We start from the raw sequence: 17,628 nt of genomic DNA, 5'->3' as shown, positions 1-17,628 counted from the left end.
GGCTACTCCACAATGACCGGGCGGCGGCGAACGGCGAACTCTTCGAGCCCAGTGGAGTCTTCCAGTTCCATCACCATCTGCCTGGGGCGGCGCAGGCTGAGAATCTCATCGATGATGCGGTCAGCAAGCTTACGCTTAGGCATCTCCGGCATTTCTATCGCGGTCGAAAGCGTGAGAAAAGTCACCGCATTCACATCGGAATCGATGCCGGCCTGATCTCCCGATACATCGTTGACCACGATCGCGTCGGCGCCTTTGCGAAGCAGCTTGGCGCGGCCATTTTCAGCGAGATTCTCGGTTTCCGCCGCAAATCCCACGATTAACTGGCCTGGATGGCGGCGGCGGACGACCTCCGCCAGAATGTCTTCCGTGGGCGCAAGCTCCACCGTCATGGGGCCGGTGCGCTTGAGTTTCTGCTCGGAAACCACGATGGGGCGGTAATCGGCCACGGCAGCGGCCTTCACAACGATAGAAGCCTCATCCATGCGGCTCAGCACAGCCTCACGCATCTGCTCGGCGGTGGTCACCTGCACGGTCTCGCATCCGGCTGGCGGATAAAGCGCAGAAGGGCCGCTGATGAGGACGACTTTTGCGCCACGGGCGTGCGCGGCTTCTGCCAGTGCGTAGCCCATCTTGCCGCTGGAGCGGTTGCCGAGGAAGCGCACCGGGTCGAGCGCCTCACGAGTGCCTCCGGCCGTAATCAGAACCATTTCCCCGGCAAGATCGTGGCGATGGCCGAGCATATTCAACACCGCTTCAGCAATCACCTCAGGCTCCGCCATGCGGCCCGCGCCCACCATGCCACAGGCCAGGTCGCCCGAGCCGGGCTCAATGACGCGCACGCTGCGCTGGCGCAGGATTTCGAGGTTTGCCTGCGTAGCCGCATGCTCCCACATGTTCACGTTCATGGCCGGAGCAACCAGCACAGGCGCGCGCGTGGCCAGATGCATCGTGGTGAGGAAATCGTCCGCAATACCATGAGCGAATTTCGCGAGGATGTTCGCCGTGGCCGGAGCTACGACGAGCGCCTCTGTCCACAAGGCCTCGTCGATGTGCTCCATCGGCGCGCCCTGCTGATCCCAAAGGCTGGTAATGACGCGGCTGCCGGAAAGAGCTTGAAACGTAAGCGGTTGGACGAAGCGTGTAGCCGCCTCCGTCATCACGACATGGACCTCAAGCGCCTGACGCTGCAGCGCACGCACCAGTTCTGCGGCTTTATAAGAGGCAATGCCGCCGGAGACGCCGACTGTGACTCGCATAGATAGATTGTAACGAAAGACCGGGACTAAGGGACTAAAGGGACTCAGGGGACTGAGAATCGAAGAAGGTTTTAGTCCCTTAGTCCCTTGAGCCCCCCCAGTCCCTGGCTTCTAAACTATGATCGGCAGGCCCGACTCATCGACCGGCGGCTTCATTACGGGAATGTCCCTCTTGATGTAAGAGATCTTGCCAGCTTCGATCTCATCCTGGGCGATGCGGCAGAACTTGGTTGAGTCGCTGTTGACAAGCGCATGCATCCCGCTCTGCAACTGACGCGCCCGGCGGGCCGCCACAAGCACTTTGCGATAGTTGGAATCGAACTCGGTTTCAATCCGCATGGGAACTCTCCTAGTCGTCATCTTCGTCCTCATCCAGACCATCCTTTGCGGGATCATTCGGACTTGGGCCCACATCAAAGTTCAATTGCTGCTGGCCGTTGGGATTGAGAATCCCGAAGGCCTCAAGCACTGGTTTCAGTCGTTCGGTGGAGTTGGCCATCCGGCAAGCCGCCGCCACCTCCAGCACTCTACTTGCACGGAGTGCAATGGGTTCGCTGTTGCGATAATACCGCTCGGCCTGCACAATGGCTTCCAATTGGGCTACCGCGCGGTCCAGGATGTCGTTGACGAGAATATATCCGTATTCGCGGTAATTCTCAATCTCTTTGCTGGCCTCCGAGAGACGGCGGTAAAGATCGGCCTCATTCACCTGGCCTTCGGCGCGGAAACGGTTGCGGAGGCGCGTACGCAGAACCTTGGGGTTAGGCGGCATGATGAAGATGCTGACCGCCTCCGGCATGGATCTGCGAACCTGCAGCGCACCTTGCACGTCAATGTCGAGAAGCAGATCGTGGCCCTGGTGCCGCGCAGCATCGAGCGACCCTCGGCTTGTGCCGTAGTAGTTACCAAAAACTTCGGCATGCTCCATAAACTCACCCGCCGCAATCATGCGCTCAAAGGTGGCCCGGTCTGTGAAATGGTATTCGCGGCCATCCTGCTCTGAGCCACGGGGAGGGCGCGTTGTCCATGAGATGGAAAAGTCCACGCCGCCGACCTGCTTGCGAAGCTCGCTGACGAGCGTGCTCTTGCCGGAGCCTGAGGGAGCGGAAATGATGAATAAAATGCCTGCCACGATGAGTCCTTGCCGGTTCCTTTCCTGAATTCTGCCGAGATTACTCCACGTTCTGAATCTGCTCGCGAGCCTTTTCAATCTCCGCCTTCATGGCGAGTCCCAGTTCCGTGATCCGCGTGCCTTTGCCGCCCACGCCACCAGTCTTTGAGAGCAGCGTGTTGGCCTCGCGGTTCATCTCCTGCAGCAGAAAATCGAGCTTCTTGCCCGTTTCCCCGCCGGATACGAGAAGCTCGCGGAAATGGCCGATATGCGTCGTCATGCGCGCCAGTTCTTCCGCAATGTCGCTGCGATCGACGAGTACGGCTACCTCTTCCAGTACGCGCTGACGGCTGAACTCCGAGCCGGCAGCCGCGCTGAGTCTCTGCGTCAACCGTTCCTGATAACGCTGCTCCACCTCCGGGCGAAGTTGCGCCACGCCTTCCACTGCTTGCGCAAGCCGGTCCAGCGAGCCGTGCAGAATGGCCGCGAGCGATTCGCCCTCGCGCGCACGCATGGCCTTCAACTGTTGGAGCAGCGCACCAATTTGTGCACTGACGCTTACGGTAAGCGCCTCGGATTCGTCCTCGCCTGAGTTGCGATGATTGGATTCAAGAGCTCCCGGCATGCGGAGAATCGTATTCAGATCGGGATCGCCGGTAAGCGAGAACTCCTGCTGCGCAGCGCGAAAGGCATCGACATAAGCAGCAACAACTTCGCGATTAAAGCCGGAAGTCTGCTGTGCTGTGCGTTCCACGGAGAGCGTCAGTTCCACGTGACCACGCACAAGATGTTCCTTGAGGGCACGGCGCAGTTCCATCTCCAGCGCGTCCAGGCCGTTCGGAAGCCGAAGCTGCACGTCCAGAAAGCGATGATTCACGCTTTTCACGCTGAGTGTATAGCCAAGCTGATCGTTCACCCGCGCCTGTGCGCGTGCATATCCGGTCATCGAATAAAGCGGCATCCCGTAATTCCTTTCAGTCCTGTCAAAGCGCGTGCTCCATCTGGTCGGGCTTTGATTCCGGCATATCCATAAACTGCAGTTGGTACAAGCGGCGATACGTGGGCGAAGCATCCAGCAACGCCTCATGCGTGCCAATGGCCGTAATGCGGCCTTCTTCCAACACCGCAATGCGGTTGGCGCGACGCACAGTGCCAAGCCGATGCGCGATGACCACGACAGTGCGGTTCTGCATGAGGTTAGCCAACGCCACCTGCACCAGGGACTCGCTTTCGGCGTCGAGCGCTGACGTGGCCTCGTCAAGAATCAGAATCGGCGCGTTCTTCAAGATGGCGCGCGCAATCGCGATACGCTGCCGCTCGCCACCGGAGAGGCGAAAGCCCTTCTCTCCAATCACCGTGTCATAGCCCTGCGGCATCTTGAGGATGAAATCGTGTGCGAACGAGTTACGCGCCGCCTGCTCCACCACTTCGGGCTTCGCATCCAGCTGGCCGTAGGCGATGTTGTTGCGCACCGTGTCATTAAAGAGGATCGTCTCCTGCGTCACCTGCGCCACCTGCTTGCGCAACGAAGAAAGCGTTAGATCTCGCAGATCGTGGTCATCGATAAGAATGCGTCCGGAAGTTACATCGAAGAATCGCGGAATAAGATTCACCAGGGTGGACTTGCCCGCACCGCTGGGACCGACCAGGGCCAGCATCTCGCCGGCCTGTACTGTGAGATCCACGTTATGCAGAATCTGGTGCTCGCCCTCTTCACTCGAATAGGAGAAACCCACATCCTCAAAGCGAATCGACTGCCTGAACTGCCGCAGCGTGACTGCGCGGGGACGTTCCCTCACTTCATCCTTGGTATCGAAGAAGGCGAAAATCGACGTGGACGCGCCAAGCGCCTGCTGAAAGCTGTTGTAGTAAGAGGCAAAGCGCCGCACAGGATCGTAGAGTTTGAAGAGCGCGACGATAAATGGAATGAAAACCTCCGCGCTCATGTGCCCGTGACTGATTTCGTTACGGCCAATCAAGAGCAGCAGCGCGATGGCGATGGCGCCGATGGTATCCATCAATGGTGAGCTGATGGACTGAACGCGAACGCTGTGAAGGTTGGCTCGCAACAGGCGCATGGCCGCATTCTCAAAGCGCAGAACCTCCTGCAGCTCCGTATTGAAGGCCTTCACGATGCGGTGGCCAGTTATGGTCTCATGCAGAATGTTCTGGATCTCGGCGAGCTTGTCCTGCCCGGTGCGCGTACGCGTGCGCACAGAGCGGCCGATGCGCCGCGCCGAGGTGATAACCACTGGCACAAAAAGAAGAAGCAGCCAACTCAGCCGGCCACCGAGCGCAATCACCAGGCCGGCGGTAAAGAGAAACGTGAAGAACTGCTGCAGAAAATCGCCCAGCACAGTACTGACAGCGGTCTGCACCTTGTCTACGTCATTGATAAGCGTAGAGAGAATGGTCCCAGTGGGGTGCTTCTGGAAGAAGCTGGCCGAGCGGCGCAGAGTCACTTCGTAAAGCTTGTTACGGAGGTCAGTAATGGTGCCAAAGCCCGCGTAATTCACCAGATATGTGCCGCTGTAATCGCACAGGCCCTTCAAAATCGTGGAACCGATGAGCGCGAAAGCCACAACCGCCCAGTCATTGTGCATTCGCTGAGGAACAAACTTGTGGATGTCGAACTGCCACCCCGGAGGAGCAAAGGGGAAGAGCGCTAATGAATTGGACCCATTTTTCGGCTTGAGCACCGCACCCAGAATGGGCACAAACAACGCCACGCGCAGCGTATCGAGCAGACCCACTGCTGCAAGCAGCACTACGCCCGGCAACCAATAAAAGGTATATGGCAGACCGAAGCGCAGGAGTCGCAAAAATGACTTCATGCGGCCGGAACCGCCTTCCGTCGCAGTGCCTGGTGCGTATGCTGAGCCATCCCAGTATTGTAGCTGCGCAACTTGATTGGCGTAGAGCTAATAGGCACGCAAATCCACGATAGCCCGGAGAATCTTCTCCGGCTGCGGCAGGATCACGTCCTCCAGAATTGGCTGGTAGGCCACAAAGGTGTCCATGCCGGCCACGCGCTTAACCGGCGCGTCCAGGTCCTCAAAGAGCTCATCCGCGATCCGCGCCGCTATCTCCGCCCCAAAGCCCCAGCTCTGCATGTCCTCATGCGCCACAATTACGCGGCTGGTCTTGCGAACCGACTCCGCAATCGCCTCCCAGTCATAGGGGTTCAGCGAGCGCAAGTCGATCAGCTCGACATCGATGTTGTGCTCGCGCTTCGCCCTCTCGGCAGCCTGCAAAGCGCGCGGCACCACAGCACCGTACGTCACAATCGTCATATCTTTGCCGGGGCGCACCGTGCGTGCCTTACCGAACGGAATGGCAAAATCCGGCCCCGGATACGGCGCGCGGCCATAAGTTTCGCGGTAAAGCCGCTTGTGTTCCAGAAAGAGAACCGGATCGTCGCAACGGATGGCCGTGCGCAGCAGGCCATTCGCGTCCAATGCGTTCGATGGAAAAATGACTCTCAGGCCGGGAATGTGCGTAAAGATGCTCTCGCCGGACTGCGAGTGATAAATAGCTCCGCCGGTAAGATAGCCGCCGATCGGCACTCGAATCACCGCAGGCGCTGCAAATGTGCCATTCGAGCGCCACCGCATCACAGCCAACTCGTTGTGAATCTGGTGCATGGCTGGCCAGATATAGTCGAAGAACTGAATCTCGACCACAGGCTTCATGCCACGCACGGCATAGCCCACAGCCCGGCCCACGATGTTCGCTTCAGCCAGCGGCGAATTAAAGACGCGCTCCGAGCCAAAAGTCTTCTGTAATCCCGCGGTCAACTTGAAGACGCCGCCCTTGCCCTTGGCTTCCTTCAATGCCTCTTCCCTGCTTGCATCGGCCACATCTTCGCCGTAGACGATGATGCGCTCATCGCGCGCCATCTCATCATGCAGACAGGCATTGATCAGGTCGGCCATCGTACGCGGAGTCTTCTTCTCTGTGTCTTCCAGCGGCTGCTCTGTAGCAAAGGCAGCGCGAGTAGGATCGAGATTCTCCGAGTACACGTGCTTCGTGATGCTCTCGATCTCCGGCAGTGGCGCGACCAGCGCACGCTCGGCGGCCTCGGCCACTTCTGCATCCAGTCGATGCTCCAGTTCCGTGATCTGCTCCGCAGTCAGAACGCCCTCACGCAGCAGGCGCATCTGCATCCGAGCCAGCGGATCGCGCAGCGCGTCCGCCTCACGTTCCTCAGCGGAGCGGTACAGCTTGTCATCGTCTGAGAGCGAGTGCGAGTACGGCCGAATAACGTGTCCATGCACCAGCGCAGGACCTTTGCCCGCACGGCAGTGTTCAGCCGCAGCCTGAAAGGCGCGCAGCGTCACTTCGGGATCGGTGCCATCCACTTCCGCAAAGTAAAAGTTCGGGAAGTTCGCAACCAGCCGCGAGATATTGCCGCCGGGAGTATTTACCTCCACCGGTACGCTGATGGCATAACCGTTGTCTTCCACACAGAAGATGACGGGGAGCTTCTTGTTGGAGGCAGTATTCAGTGCCTCCCAGAACTCGCCCTGAGAAGTGGAACCCTCGCCCACACAGGCCAGCGCAATCTCATCGCCATGGAATGTAACGTCGGCAAACTCGCGGTAATCGCCGGGGACTTTTTCCGCGGCCTCAGGATGACGGCTGAAATAACGGCCGGCCTCAGCGCAGCCCACGGCATGCAGTAGCTGTGTAGTGGTAGAGGATGAAGTGCTGACAAGGTTAAGCTTGCGGTCGCCCCAGTGCGTCGGCATCTGCCGTCCGCCGCTGGCCGGGTCTGTCGCCGCACCCACCGCCTGCAGAAACATTTCTTCGGGCGTTACGCCCAGCGTCAGGCATAGAGCACGGTCACGGTAGTACGGAAAGAACCAGTCGTATCCGGAGCGCAAGGCCAGCGCGGCACCTATTTGCAGTGCCTCATGCCCGGCGCCTGATATCTGAAAAAAGATTTTCTGCTGGCGCTTCAGGAGAATCTCGCGGTCGTCTATGCGGCGGGAGAGATACATCAGCCGATAGATATCCACAAGGATCTCTGGAGCGAGGCTGCCGGAATCCGAAATTGCTTCGGACAGGCGGATACCGGAAACTGCAAGTCCCATTCCCTTTTACTCTCCCATTACAGATCGAACCATCGGCTTGTCGCCGAATCAGGCAAAGCCACACATGATTGTACTATCGGGCGCAAATTTCCGCCCGGGATGCCTCCTGTGGATTATTGCGGCCAGAAATTCGAAGAGGGACGTAGCGGCTGGACCGGAGAGGAGCTCCCGGGCACATAACTCATCTTGTCCCTTATGCTGTGCGCCAGTTTTTCAATATCCGCCGCCATCTTCATCCTCTGCTCGGCTGAAAGCGCGTTGCCGCCCGCACCCACACCGGCGTTCAACTCTCGGGCCAGCGCCAGCAGCTTTTCGGCGTCGGAAACCATGGATTTTTGCCGCGCAACATTCAGCATGCGCATCCGGCGCATTTCCTGTGTCATGTCCTCCCGATCAGGAGGGATCATCCTGGCCGGAAATTGCGTGCTCGTCTGCGAGGGATCGAGCGCGCCAGTGCCCGGCGATACCTGTGCCCTACATGCAAGCGCCGTGATGACCAGCAGTAACAGCGCCAGTGCATGCTCAGCCTTCCGTCCGGGTGATCGACTGCAATTCATCGCGCCTGCCTCCTGTCATATTTCGAATTACCAGACCGCCCGTCAGTTCGCCCCACCGTTTGCTCTATATCTATCCTTCATCCCGCGCGCCACGCGTTCAATCTCGTCCGCCTTGCGGACAACAGTCAATGACAGCGTGTCCTTGGTGCTCTTATCCACCTCGGACTTCAGCTCTGTAGCCAGTTTCAGCAGATCGGCGCGCTCCTTCTGCTCCTGCTGGTTGACTGGAGTCTGCGCCGGAGCCTGTGTCGAATCGGCAGGCTTCGGCACAGCCGGATTCTGTGACTCGCTCTGCTGGCTCTGGCCGCAGGGCAACGCGCCAGCCGCAAGCAGAACCGCTATCGTGGCAACAGATTTCCATCGAGTGCGTGAAACAATTGATCTGGAATCTGAGTCAAAATTTGAGCCCGATATGCGATGGATATTGGAGCGCACAGCAACCTCCCGCTCAAGGCGTGCCGCGCGAAAACCGCCGACCGGTTCCATGCATCGGAGAGAATAGCAGCGCACACCTTCTCTTATTTTGTACACCTGCGCAGCCCCTGTTCGCGTGAGTCTTTGCAGCAGCCTGAAAATAGATTCGATAAGGAGAACTTTCTTCATGCCCGATCTTGCTTTTTTATTTCTTCGTTACGGAATTTTCGCCGAAGGCCGCTTTATGGGTCGCGTTATCGATGAATGGATAAACGACGCACAGGAATTCGTTCATCGGAAGCTGCCTCACCTGATTGTCATGGCGATCATCTCCTTTGTCTTGATTCGCTTGCTCGGCTTCATTACTGCACGCACTGTACGCATGGCAGAAAAGCGCCCCAATCCGGCGCGCCTGGCGCAGGTTCGCACGCTCTCCGGCATCATTCGAGCCACAGGCATGGCATTTATCCTTGGCTTCCTGGCCCTGCAGATTTTGGCTTCTATCGGCATCGACCTCGGCCCGCTGCTCACCTCTGCCGGCATCGCCGGAGTGGCCCTTGGCCTGGCCGCACAAAGCATCGTGAAGGATGTGCTCAACGGCACGCTCATCCTTGTCGAAGATCAATTTAGCGTGGGCAATGTGGTTACGGTAGCCGGACTCAGCGGTACCGTGGAGTCCATGACGCTGCGTAAGACCAGCGTGCGCGGCGGTGACGGCACGCTCTACGTGATTCCGAACTCGCTCATCACCACCGTAGCCAATCAAAGCGCCGAATTCTCCGTCGCCACCATATCCGTCAGCGTGGATTTCTCCGCCGATCCCGGCAAGGTCATGGAGATCCTGAATACAATCGCCGCCGACGTGCGAAATGATGCGCAATTCAAGAGTCTCTTCCTCGCCGATCCGCAGATTCTCGGCGTGGATTCTATGAAAGGCTCGCAGCTCATCTTTCCCGTAGTCTTCAAAACCAAGGCGCAGCAACAATACGGTCCCGTGCGCGAATTCCAGCGCCGTGTCCGCGTCGCTCTTGAAGAAAATAGAATGCTCCCCGGAGATCCCAATCGCGTCTTTCAGGCCTTCGGAGGGGGAGATAGCAACACTTCGGGCGGCACCGCTCCGATGCAACATCCAGAGCCGGAAGCAGCTGCGCATCCCGATCCCACCACTCTCAAGCCAAAGGAGGTAAATCCGTTTACGGGCGAGGGGGTCTGAAAATGCGGAAAAATACAGCCGCAACAATCTCTTGACAACCCTTTACTTCTAGGTATACCGTATCTTCATACCTAGACGTAAAGGGGTGCATCATGGCAAGAAACGATCTGCAGGGAAGCCTGGACCTGCTGGTGCTCAAGACACTGGCGCAGCGTGGCAAGCTGCACGGCTACGGCGTTGTGCAGCATATCCAAATTGCCTCCGACGAACTGCTGCAGGTGGAAGAGGGATCGATCTATCCGGCTTTGCACCGTATGGAACAGAGCGGATGGATCGGCTCCGAGTGGGCCATGACCGAAACCAACCGCAAGGCAAAGTACTACCGGCTCACCATCGCAGGCCGCAAACAACTCAAGGAAGCCGAAGAAAGCTTTGAGTTGCTGGTCAAAGGCGTGCGCGCCATGCTGCGCTACGCATAAGGAGGCGTCATGGGACTATTCCGTCGAATCGGCAATCTCTTCCACCGCTCACGCATGGAAAGCGAGTTGGACGCGGAGCTTGCAGCACACATCACCATGCGGACTGAAGACAACATCGCCCACGGCATGACGCCACAAGAAGCCCGCCGCGACGCACTCGTCCGCTTCGGAAATCCTGTAGTGATGAAAGAACGGACTGCAGGCGCGGATATGGCGCTCAGCATCGACGGCCTCTGGCGCGACGTGCGCTATGCGCTGCGGCAGCTGCGCCGCTCACCCGGCTTCGCATTGACAGCAATTATCACTCTAACGGTAGCTATCGGTGCGAATGCCGTAGTCTTCAGCATCCTGAACGCACTGGTACTCAAGCCGCTGGACCTGCCCGGCGCGCGAAGTCTCTATACGATCGAGCAGCGCGGCTTCCCCATGAACTCTTACCCCGATTACCTCGACCTTCGCCAGCGCAGTCGCAGCTTTGAGGATATTGCTGTTTACATAATCGGCGAGGGGGCGATCAATACCGCTGGCGAGCTCAGCCACGTCTGGATGTACCAGGCGAGCGGAAATTATTTTGATGTGCTGGGCGTACAGCCTTACCTGGGACGGTTCTTTCATTCCTCCGACGAGCATGGGCTGGATACCATTCCGTACATTGTGCTGAGCTACGATTACTGGAACACGCGTTTTCACAGTGATGCGGCTGTGGTGGGAAAGACAGTCGAACTAAACCGGCACTCCTACACGATTTTAGGTGTGGCTCCGCCAAAGTTTCACGGCTCGGAGCTGATGTTTGTGCCGGATTTCTGGGTTCCCGTGGTAGATACGCCTCTGATTGCAATGGATGACGATCTGAAGAGCCGCGGTGACCGCAGCCTGGAGATGATCGGCCGTCTCAAGCCGGAGGTTACCGTGGCACAGGCAACCGGCGAGCTGAATGCCATTGCCGCCGCCCTTCAGAAAACCTATCCAAAGGATGATGACGGATTGCAATTCGCACTGGCGCAGCCGGGGCTGATGGGCAACATGCTGGGCGGCCCTATACGCGCTTTTGTGAGCGGGCTGATGCTGCTGGCCGGGCTGATTCTGCTGGCCGCATGCGCCAATCTCGGCAGCCTCTTTTCAGCGCGGGCGGCGGATCGTGCGAGAGAGATTGCCATGCGCGTAGCGCTGGGCTCAACGCGAACCCGCATTCTGCGCCAGATCTTGACTGAGGCGCTTGTGATCGCGCTCGTTGGCGGAGCTGCAGGAATCGCGGCAAGCTCCGTCCTTCTGCGCGGCCTGAGCGTGTGGCAGCCGATGCCTAACTTCCCCGTCCTAGTACAGGTCAATCCGGATGCCGGAACTTACACGGTCGCGGTTCTGCTGGCGCTGGTGAGCGGCCTGCTCTGCGGCCTGGCTCCCATTCGGCAAATCTTCGGCACCGCTCCGTGGGAAGTGGTCAAGACCGGCGCTGCCCTTACGCGCCGTAAGCGCCTGCCCGGGTTGCGCGATGTACTTCTGATCGTGCAGGTCGCAGTCTGCGCAGTGCTGATGACCTCGTCGCTTGTCGCCGTGCGCGGCCTTGAGCGCTCCATGCATTCGAACTTCGGCTTTCAGCCTGATCATGCCCTGCTGGTGAATACAGAACTGCGCATGGCCGGTTACGAAGGTGATCGCATTGCAGCCATGCAGCACCGGATACTGGATAAAGCCGCTACAGTTTCAGGCGTACAATCCGCCGGGCTCATCAGCAATATTCCACTCGGTCTCGGATTTAGCGAAACTGCCATCTTTGCGGACGGCGCAACCGACTTCCGCGCATCGAATGAAGTGGCAGAGCCAGTGCAATACTCCGTGTCTCCCGGGTACTTTCAGTCCGCGGGCACCACGCTGCTGGCCGGGCGCGACATTACCTGGCACGACGGCAACAATGCGCCTGCTGTGGCCGTGGTCAATCGCACATTTGCGCAGAAGCTCTTCGGCTCGGTTGACAAGGCCATTGGCAAACATTTTCTGCACGACTCGGGAAAGCAGCGCTTTGAAGTCGTCGGCGTAGTAGAAGACGGAAAGTACATCACACTAACGGAAGAAACAAAGCCCGCATTCTTCCAGGCGCTGGCCCAGTCACCTACCAGCTCCATCTGGCTGGTGGCCCGCACTGCCGGCGCCCCGCAGAGCAAAGCAGCAGCCCTGCGCGCAGCCATTCACGGTCTGGACGACGGCCTTCTCTTCACACTCACCACGTGGAATCAGTCGCTGAACAGCGCATTATTTGCGGCGCGTGCCGCCGCGGTTTCGCTCGGTGTACTGGGCCTTCTCGGCACTGTCCTTGCCATTACCGGCATCTTCGGCATGGCTAGCTACTCCGTAAGCAAGCGATTTAAAGAGATGGGCATTCGCATTGCACTCGGTGCAGACCGTAAGCAGGTGCTGGGCGCTGCTCTGGGCGGAGCCTTTCGATTGCTGGCCATTGGATCAGTGGCCGGCCTACTGCTCGGCATGGCAGCTACGCGGGTACTCGCGTTCATCGTCTATCAGGCCACGCCGCTTGATCCCGTGGTCCTGTGCGGCACAGTTCTTGTCATGCTGCTGGTTGGGTTTATAGCAACCTGGGCCCCCGCACAGCGTGCGCTTCATATACACCCATCGCGGCTGCTCCGCGAAGACTGGTAAGGAAATCGATGGGGCTCTTACGCCGCATGGGCAATCTCTTCCGCCGCCCGCTGATGGAGCGCGAGACAAACGCCGAGTTTGAAGCGCACATCGCTCTGCGCACGGAAGATAACATCGCCCGTGGCATGACGCCGCAGGAAGCGCGCCGCGATGCGCTCGTTCGCTTCGGAAATCCTGCCGTGATGAAAGAACGCACCGCACGCGCAGATGCTGCACTCGGCATCGATGGCCTCTGGCGCGACGTGCGCTATGCGCTGCGGCAGATGCGCCGCTCGCCCGGCTTCGCGCTCACAGCAATCGTCACACTCGCGCTTGGTATCGGAGCTAACATCGTTGTCTTTGGTGTGCTCAACGCCATCATCCTGGACCCACTGCACGTAGCCGACCCGGATAGCCTCTACCAGATCAACCACAAGGAATGGATGGCCAGCGGGCAGTCGTTTCCGGCCTATCAGGACTACAAGCTGCGTAACACCACCTTCGCCGATATGGCTGCGGTATACGGCATGTCAGGTGTAGGGCTTCGCTGGCAGAATGCCGTGCGCAGCATCTCCGGCTACGACGTAACGGGAAATTATTTCGACATGCTCGGCGTTCAGCCGGAGCTGGGGCGCTTTTTTCACGCAGCCGATGAGCATGGACCAAACTCCGCACCCTACATCGTGCTCAGCGACCGGCTCTGGCGCAATGTCTTTAACTCAAATCCGCAGATGCTCGGAGCAGTCGTCGAAGTAAACAAGCATCCCTTCACCGTGATCGGCATAGCTCCACCGGAGTTTCAAGGCACAGAACGTTTTTACTGGCCTGATTATTGGATTCCAATGGCCAATGAGGAACAAGCCGAGGGCTGGGATTTCCATCATGACCGCCTCGCAGATCCAATTTCTGTCATCGGCCGCCTCAAACCCGGAATCCCTGCGCGTCAGGCCACTGACGATCTGAGCCGCATCGCCGCCGATCTCCAGCGCGAATACCCTGACACGGATAAAGACCAGTCCGCACGGCTGGTAAGGCCGGGCCTCGAAGGCGATGAGTCGGAAATGATCTACAAGTTTCTCTTCGGCATCATGGCTCTCGCCGGAATGGTTCTGCTCGCGGCATGCATCAATCTCGCAAGCCTCTTTGCTGCGCGAGCCAGTGACCGCACACGCGAGCTGGCTCTGCGCGCAGCACTCGGCTCAAGTCGTGGCAGACTGCTGCGCCAGTTGCTAACAGAGTCTGTGCTGGTGGGTTTAATCGGCGGAGCCGCAGGGATGGGCGGAGCTGGACTGCTGCTGCATTTGCTCAACCGTTTCGATCCCCTCTACGGAGGCGACGCTACCGAAACACTGCCCACCATCACGCTGGATTGGAAAATTTATGCCGTCGCGGCTGGTTTGTCGATTGCCAGCGGGCTGCTCTTCGGGCTCATTCCGGCCCGGCATGCGTGGAGCGCAGAACCGATGCGCTCGATAAAGAATACTCCAATGGAAGGCTCAGGGCTGCGCCGTTTTGCTATCCGCGACCTGCTGCTCGGCGCACAGATTGGCATCTGCACTCTGCTGGTGGCTTCCTCATTGATTGCTGCGCGATCGATGCAACAACTTTTGGCCGTGCCGCTCGGCATTGATCCCAAAGGTGCCACGCTGGCAACACAGGACCTGAGCATGACGGGCATCGACGGCAACGACGCGCTGCTGAAACAGAAAGCGATGATCGACGCAGCGATGCAAATTCCCGGAGTTACAGCGGTGGGCACCGTATTCTTTGCGCCGCTGGCCGGCGGAGGAATGCAGGGAATTCCGATTTATCGACCGGACACCCCTGACAAACACCTGGGCAATGAAGTGTTCTCCACGCGTATCTATCCCATCTCCCCCGGATACTTTGCTGCAGCCGGCACGCGGCTACTCTCCGGACGCAGCTTCACCTGGGCCGACGACGCCATGCGCAAACCCCTCACTGCAATTGTGAACCAGACCTTCGCGCGAAAGATGTTCAACAGCGCTCCCGCAGTCGGACAGACGTTTTCCATGTTCGGCGATCTCTACATCGTGGTCGGCGTCTCCGAGGACGGCAAATACGGCGGCCTGCGGCACGCAAACCTCGGCGAAGGACCGGAGCCTGCTTTGTATACCTCATCGGCGCAGATGGTTCGCAGCCTTACATCCCTGGTGGTCCGCTCGCATCTTCCGCAAAACGAAATCGCAACGGCACTGCAGCGCACACTGGGTGGCATAGTACCGGGCGTGCCCGTGCAAATCATCCCGTGGCAGTACCCCGTCAACAACGTCATGTTTCCAGCCCGCACCGCCACCGAAGCCCTCGGCATCATGGGCATGCTCGCAGCAATGCTCGCCATCACCGGGATCTTCGGTATGGCAGCCTACAGCGTAAGCAAGCGGATGAAAGAACTGGGAATCCGGGTAGCGCTTGGCGCACGCCGTACGCAGTTGTTGCGCTCCGCAGTCGGCAGGCCACTGGTACTGCTCGCAATCGGTTCGGTACTTGGAATCCTGGCTACGCTGACGGCTACGCCGCTTTTAAGCCGCATCGTCGTGAAAGCCAACTCGCATGATCCATTGGTGCTCATCGGAGTTGTCGCCACCATGATTCTGCTCGGCGGCGTTGCCACCTGCATTCCGGCCCGCCGTGCGCTCGGCGTTAACCCGTCCACGCTGATGCGCGAGGATTGACCGGACCTAAATCCCGGTGCCACCCTCAAGGCGCGTCTCTCGAATTCTGTCCTCCGACAGCACCTTCAGCAGCTCCTCGGGGTCCGTAATCGACGGAAGACAGGTGCGGCCTCGGCAGACCATTGCCCATACGGAGGCGTTTTCTGGCGCAGGCACATTCAGCAGCATCTCGGCCAATGCATCTGGAATACCACCCGGCGTAAGCCGCCACGGGCCGATGCGTGTAACCGTCTTGTTCACGGCGTAGCGCGCGACGGCCATCGCCTCAAGCAGAGCAGCCTCTGAGCCCGATCCCACTACGACGACTTCGAACGGATCAAGCAGCAGGCGCTCCAGCGCAAGCCCATAGCTGCCGGCATACAAACCAAAATGCTCCACAATGCCTGCAAATGAGGACAGGGTGTCCTCCGCAACATCGCGGTATTGCTCCTTGCCGGAGAGCGATTCCAATCGCAGCAGCGCGGAAGCTGCGGTGGGATTGCCGGCAGGCGTGGGCGAATCCTGCAACGGCTTGCGGCGAGCCGACAATGCGCCCAGCGGGACAGTTCCCTTCTCCGGCTCAGCGGCGTCATAAAATGCTCCGCCGGTCTGGTCATAGAAGCGCTCAATCATCGCATCAGCCAGCTTGACCGCTGCATGGTAGAACTCCATGCGTCCGCTGGCAAACCATCCATCGATGCAGGCATGAATGGTAAAGGCATAATCATCCAGCGTTCCGGCGATGCGCTCCGCGGGCGCACCATCCGGATAAGCGATTACATGCGCCAGCTCAGTGTTCTCATCCCATGCTTCGGCCAGCAGGCGGCGCAGCGTCAGCAACGCAAAGTCACGCGCCGCATCCAGCCGCAACACGCGCGCAGCCTCCAGATATGCGGTCACGGCCATTGCATTCCACGCGGTGTAAAGCGTGCGATCGATAAACGGCGTCGGGCGCAGCTTGCGTGCTGCCAGCAGCTTGGCCTTTGCGGAGGCAATCAGCTTCGTCACCTCGGCCTCGGCTTTGCCCGTCTGCTTCGCCACCTGCTCCAGCGTCAGCTTGATGTGCAGCACATTTTTGGCCGGGTTGTGATGCATGTCGCCCAGCTCGCCAATGTCGAACCAGGCCGCGGCTACTGCCAGCTCGTCAGCGTCCAGTTGCGCGCGAGCCTCATCCAGCGTCCAGGTAAAGTAATCGCCGTCGTCATCGAGATCGATGTCAGCATCCTGCGAGGCATAAAAGCCGCCACGCTCGCGGTCCGTCATTGTGGAGTCCAGCCAGCCCACAATCTCAAGCGCTGTCTGGCGAAAATCCTCACGCACAAAGCTCTGGAAGCCATGCGCATAGTTCCGCAACAGCTCCGTGTTGTCATAGAGCATCTTCTCGAAGTGCGGAACCACCCAGCGCTCGTCCACGCTGTAACGATGAAAGCCGCCTGCCAGATGATCGTAGACGCCGCCCTTGGCCATCTTCTCGAGCGTCACCAGAAATGCCTGCCGCGCGTCCTCATTGTCGCGGCTCATCGCAATCTCAAGCAGCAGGTCCAGCGCCGCAGGGTGCGGAAACTTGGGCTGCGAGCCGAAGCCGCCATTGCGTGAATCAAACTTCGCCAGCACAGAACCGGCAATCTTATCCACCAGCGCCAGCGTGAGCTGTCCTGTTCCACGGCCTGAAAAGCTCTCATTATGCTCAATCGCAGCCATCACACTTGAGGCAGACTCCAGAGCTTCATCGCGACGGTCCTTCCACACCTGCGCAATGGTCAGCAGCACGCGGCCAAAACCTGGCCTCCCATAGCGGTCGTCGCGAGGAAAATACGTGCCTCCGAAATACGGTCGTCCGTCCGGCGTGAGAAATGCGGTCAGCGGCCATCCGCCCTGCCCGCTGATGGCTGAAACCGCGGCCTGGTAGCGCGCGTCCACATCCGGGCGCTCGTCGCGATCCACCTTCACCGCGATGTAATGCTCATTAATAATCGTCGCCAGTTCGGAATCCTCGTAGGATTCGCGGTCCATCACATGGCACCAGTGGCACCACACCGCGCCAATGTCGAGCAGGATCGGTTTGTTCTCCGCCTGCGCACGATCAAACGCCTCTTGTCCCCACGCGTGCCACTGCACAGGCTGGTGCTGTGCGGAGCGCAGGTAAGAGGAGCTTGCATGCTGCAGCGAATTTTTCAGCTCCGTAGATGGAGAGGTGTCGTCAAGCATAGGTTGAGAATAACCGCGGTAGCCTGCGATTGCCAGAGGACGCGC

The 17,628-nt window shown here is 59.1% G+C and carries 13 protein-coding genes; 4 read left to right on the top strand and 9 right to left on the bottom strand.

All coding sequences use genetic code 11. From position 1 onward, the window contains the following. Positions 1 to 2: 2 nt before the first annotated feature. The 8 genes from coaBC to ABSG47_RS05870 all read right to left on the bottom strand — a co-directional run bounded on the left by coaBC (position 3) and on the right by ABSG47_RS05870 (position 8,509). Positions 3 to 1,259 carry a bifunctional phosphopantothenoylcysteine decarboxylase/phosphopantothenate--cysteine ligase CoaBC gene (gene coaBC, locus ABSG47_RS05905; RefSeq protein WP_424167665.1) on the bottom strand — a complete coding sequence of 419 codons (1,257 nt, stop codon included), beginning with the start codon at positions 1,257 to 1,259 and terminating at the stop codon, positions 3 to 5. 111 nt (positions 1,260 to 1,370) lie between these two features. Next, complete coding sequence (rpoZ, locus tag ABSG47_RS05900; RefSeq protein ID WP_424167662.1) at positions 1,371 to 1,598, bottom strand: DNA-directed RNA polymerase subunit omega; 228 nt, start codon at positions 1,596 to 1,598, stop codon at positions 1,371 to 1,373. Between the two features lie 10 nt (positions 1,599 to 1,608). Then, positions 1,609 to 2,391: a guanylate kinase gene (gmk, locus tag ABSG47_RS05895; RefSeq protein WP_424167660.1), complete on the bottom strand. Its 783-nt coding sequence runs from the start codon at positions 2,389 to 2,391 to the stop codon at positions 1,609 to 1,611. Positions 2,392 to 2,431: 40 nt separating this feature from the next. Continuing rightward, a complete protein-coding gene (locus tag ABSG47_RS05890) occupies positions 2,432 to 3,331 on the bottom strand; it encodes a YicC/YloC family endoribonuclease (RefSeq protein WP_424167657.1) in 900 nt (299 codons plus the stop codon). Between the two features lie 22 nt (positions 3,332 to 3,353). Then, entirely contained in the window at positions 3,354 to 5,204 is a 1,851-nt protein-coding gene (locus tag ABSG47_RS05885) for an ABC transporter ATP-binding protein (protein WP_424167654.1), read from the bottom strand. Positions 5,205 to 5,291: 87 nt separating this feature from the next. Then, positions 5,292 to 7,466: an alpha-ketoacid dehydrogenase subunit alpha/beta gene (locus ABSG47_RS05880; RefSeq protein WP_424167651.1), complete on the bottom strand. Its 2,175-nt coding sequence runs from the start codon at positions 7,464 to 7,466 to the stop codon at positions 5,292 to 5,294. 113 nt (positions 7,467 to 7,579) lie between these two features. Then, positions 7,580 to 8,023: a hypothetical protein gene (locus ABSG47_RS05875; RefSeq protein ID WP_424167648.1), complete on the bottom strand. Its 444-nt coding sequence runs from the start codon at positions 8,021 to 8,023 to the stop codon at positions 7,580 to 7,582. Between the two features lie 42 nt (positions 8,024 to 8,065). Beyond that, positions 8,066 to 8,509 carry a hypothetical protein gene (locus tag ABSG47_RS05870; RefSeq protein WP_424167645.1) on the bottom strand — a complete coding sequence of 148 codons (444 nt, stop codon included), beginning with the start codon at positions 8,507 to 8,509 and terminating at the stop codon, positions 8,066 to 8,068. A gap of 115 nt (positions 8,510 to 8,624) precedes the next feature. Between ABSG47_RS05870 and ABSG47_RS05865 the strand changes: the two genes are divergently transcribed. From ABSG47_RS05865 to ABSG47_RS05850, 4 genes are all read left to right on the top strand, one after another. Further along, positions 8,625 to 9,650, top strand: coding sequence for a mechanosensitive ion channel family protein (locus ABSG47_RS05865; RefSeq protein WP_424167642.1), 1,026 nt, complete (start codon positions 8,625 to 8,627; stop codon positions 9,648 to 9,650). A 92-nt stretch (positions 9,651 to 9,742) separates the two neighbouring features. Continuing rightward, positions 9,743 to 10,069, top strand: a complete 327-nt coding sequence (locus ABSG47_RS05860; protein ID WP_424167639.1) for a PadR family transcriptional regulator — start codon at positions 9,743 to 9,745, stop codon at positions 10,067 to 10,069. Between the two features lie 9 nt (positions 10,070 to 10,078). Next, positions 10,079 to 12,721 (top strand): ABC transporter permease, encoded by a 2,643-nt coding sequence (locus tag ABSG47_RS05855; protein ID WP_424167636.1) that lies wholly within the window; start codon positions 10,079 to 10,081, stop codon positions 12,719 to 12,721. A gap of 8 nt (positions 12,722 to 12,729) precedes the next feature. After that, entirely contained in the window at positions 12,730 to 15,396 is a 2,667-nt protein-coding gene (locus ABSG47_RS05850; protein WP_424167635.1) for an ABC transporter permease, read from the top strand. A gap of 6 nt (positions 15,397 to 15,402) precedes the next feature. On the opposite strand, the gene ABSG47_RS05845 is transcribed toward ABSG47_RS05850, so the two are convergent. Beyond that, entirely contained in the window at positions 15,403 to 17,583 is a 2,181-nt protein-coding gene (locus ABSG47_RS05845) for a thioredoxin domain-containing protein (protein WP_424167632.1), read from the bottom strand. Between the last annotated feature and the right edge of the window lie 45 nt (positions 17,584 to 17,628).

Origin of the sequence: Occallatibacter sp. (genome assembly GCF_049510455.1) — a bacterium.
GTDB lineage: Bacteria > Acidobacteriota > Terriglobia > Terriglobales > Acidobacteriaceae > Telmatobacter.
This window is presented reverse-complemented; position numbering and strand designations above follow the sequence as displayed.

What these genes read in the sequence shown, in the direction of transcription:
- coaBC (WP_424167665.1), bottom strand. Translation starts at nt 1,259, where the DNA reads ATGCGAGTCACAGTCGGCGTCTCCGGCGGCATTGCCTCTTATAAAGCC.
- rpoZ (WP_424167662.1), bottom strand. Translation starts at nt 1,598, where the DNA reads ATGCGGATTGAAACCGAGTTCGATTCCAACTATCGCAAAGTGCTTGTG.
- ABSG47_RS05890 (WP_424167657.1), bottom strand. Translation starts at nt 3,331, where the DNA reads ATGCCGCTTTATTCGATGACCGGATATGCACGCGCACAGGCGCGGGTG.
- ABSG47_RS05885 (WP_424167654.1), bottom strand. Translation starts at nt 5,204, where the DNA reads ATGAAGTCATTTTTGCGACTCCTGCGCTTCGGTCTGCCATATACCTTT.
- ABSG47_RS05880 (WP_424167651.1), bottom strand. Translation starts at nt 7,466, where the DNA reads ATGGGACTTGCAGTTTCCGGTATCCGCCTGTCCGAAGCAATTTCGGAT.
- ABSG47_RS05875 (WP_424167648.1), bottom strand. Translation starts at nt 8,023, where the DNA reads ATGAATTGCAGTCGATCACCCGGACGGAAGGCTGAGCATGCACTGGCG.
- ABSG47_RS05870 (WP_424167645.1), bottom strand. Translation starts at nt 8,509, where the DNA reads ATGGAACCGGTCGGCGGTTTTCGCGCGGCACGCCTTGAGCGGGAGGTT.
- ABSG47_RS05865 (WP_424167642.1), top strand. Translation starts at nt 8,625, where the DNA reads ATGCCCGATCTTGCTTTTTTATTTCTTCGTTACGGAATTTTCGCCGAA.
- ABSG47_RS05860 (WP_424167639.1), top strand. Translation starts at nt 9,743, where the DNA reads ATGGCAAGAAACGATCTGCAGGGAAGCCTGGACCTGCTGGTGCTCAAG.
- ABSG47_RS05855 (WP_424167636.1), top strand. Translation starts at nt 10,079, where the DNA reads ATGGGACTATTCCGTCGAATCGGCAATCTCTTCCACCGCTCACGCATG.
- ABSG47_RS05850 (WP_424167635.1), top strand. Translation starts at nt 12,730, where the DNA reads ATGGGGCTCTTACGCCGCATGGGCAATCTCTTCCGCCGCCCGCTGATG.
- ABSG47_RS05845 (WP_424167632.1), bottom strand. Translation starts at nt 17,583, where the DNA reads ATGCTTGACGACACCTCTCCATCTACGGAGCTGAAAAATTCGCTGCAG.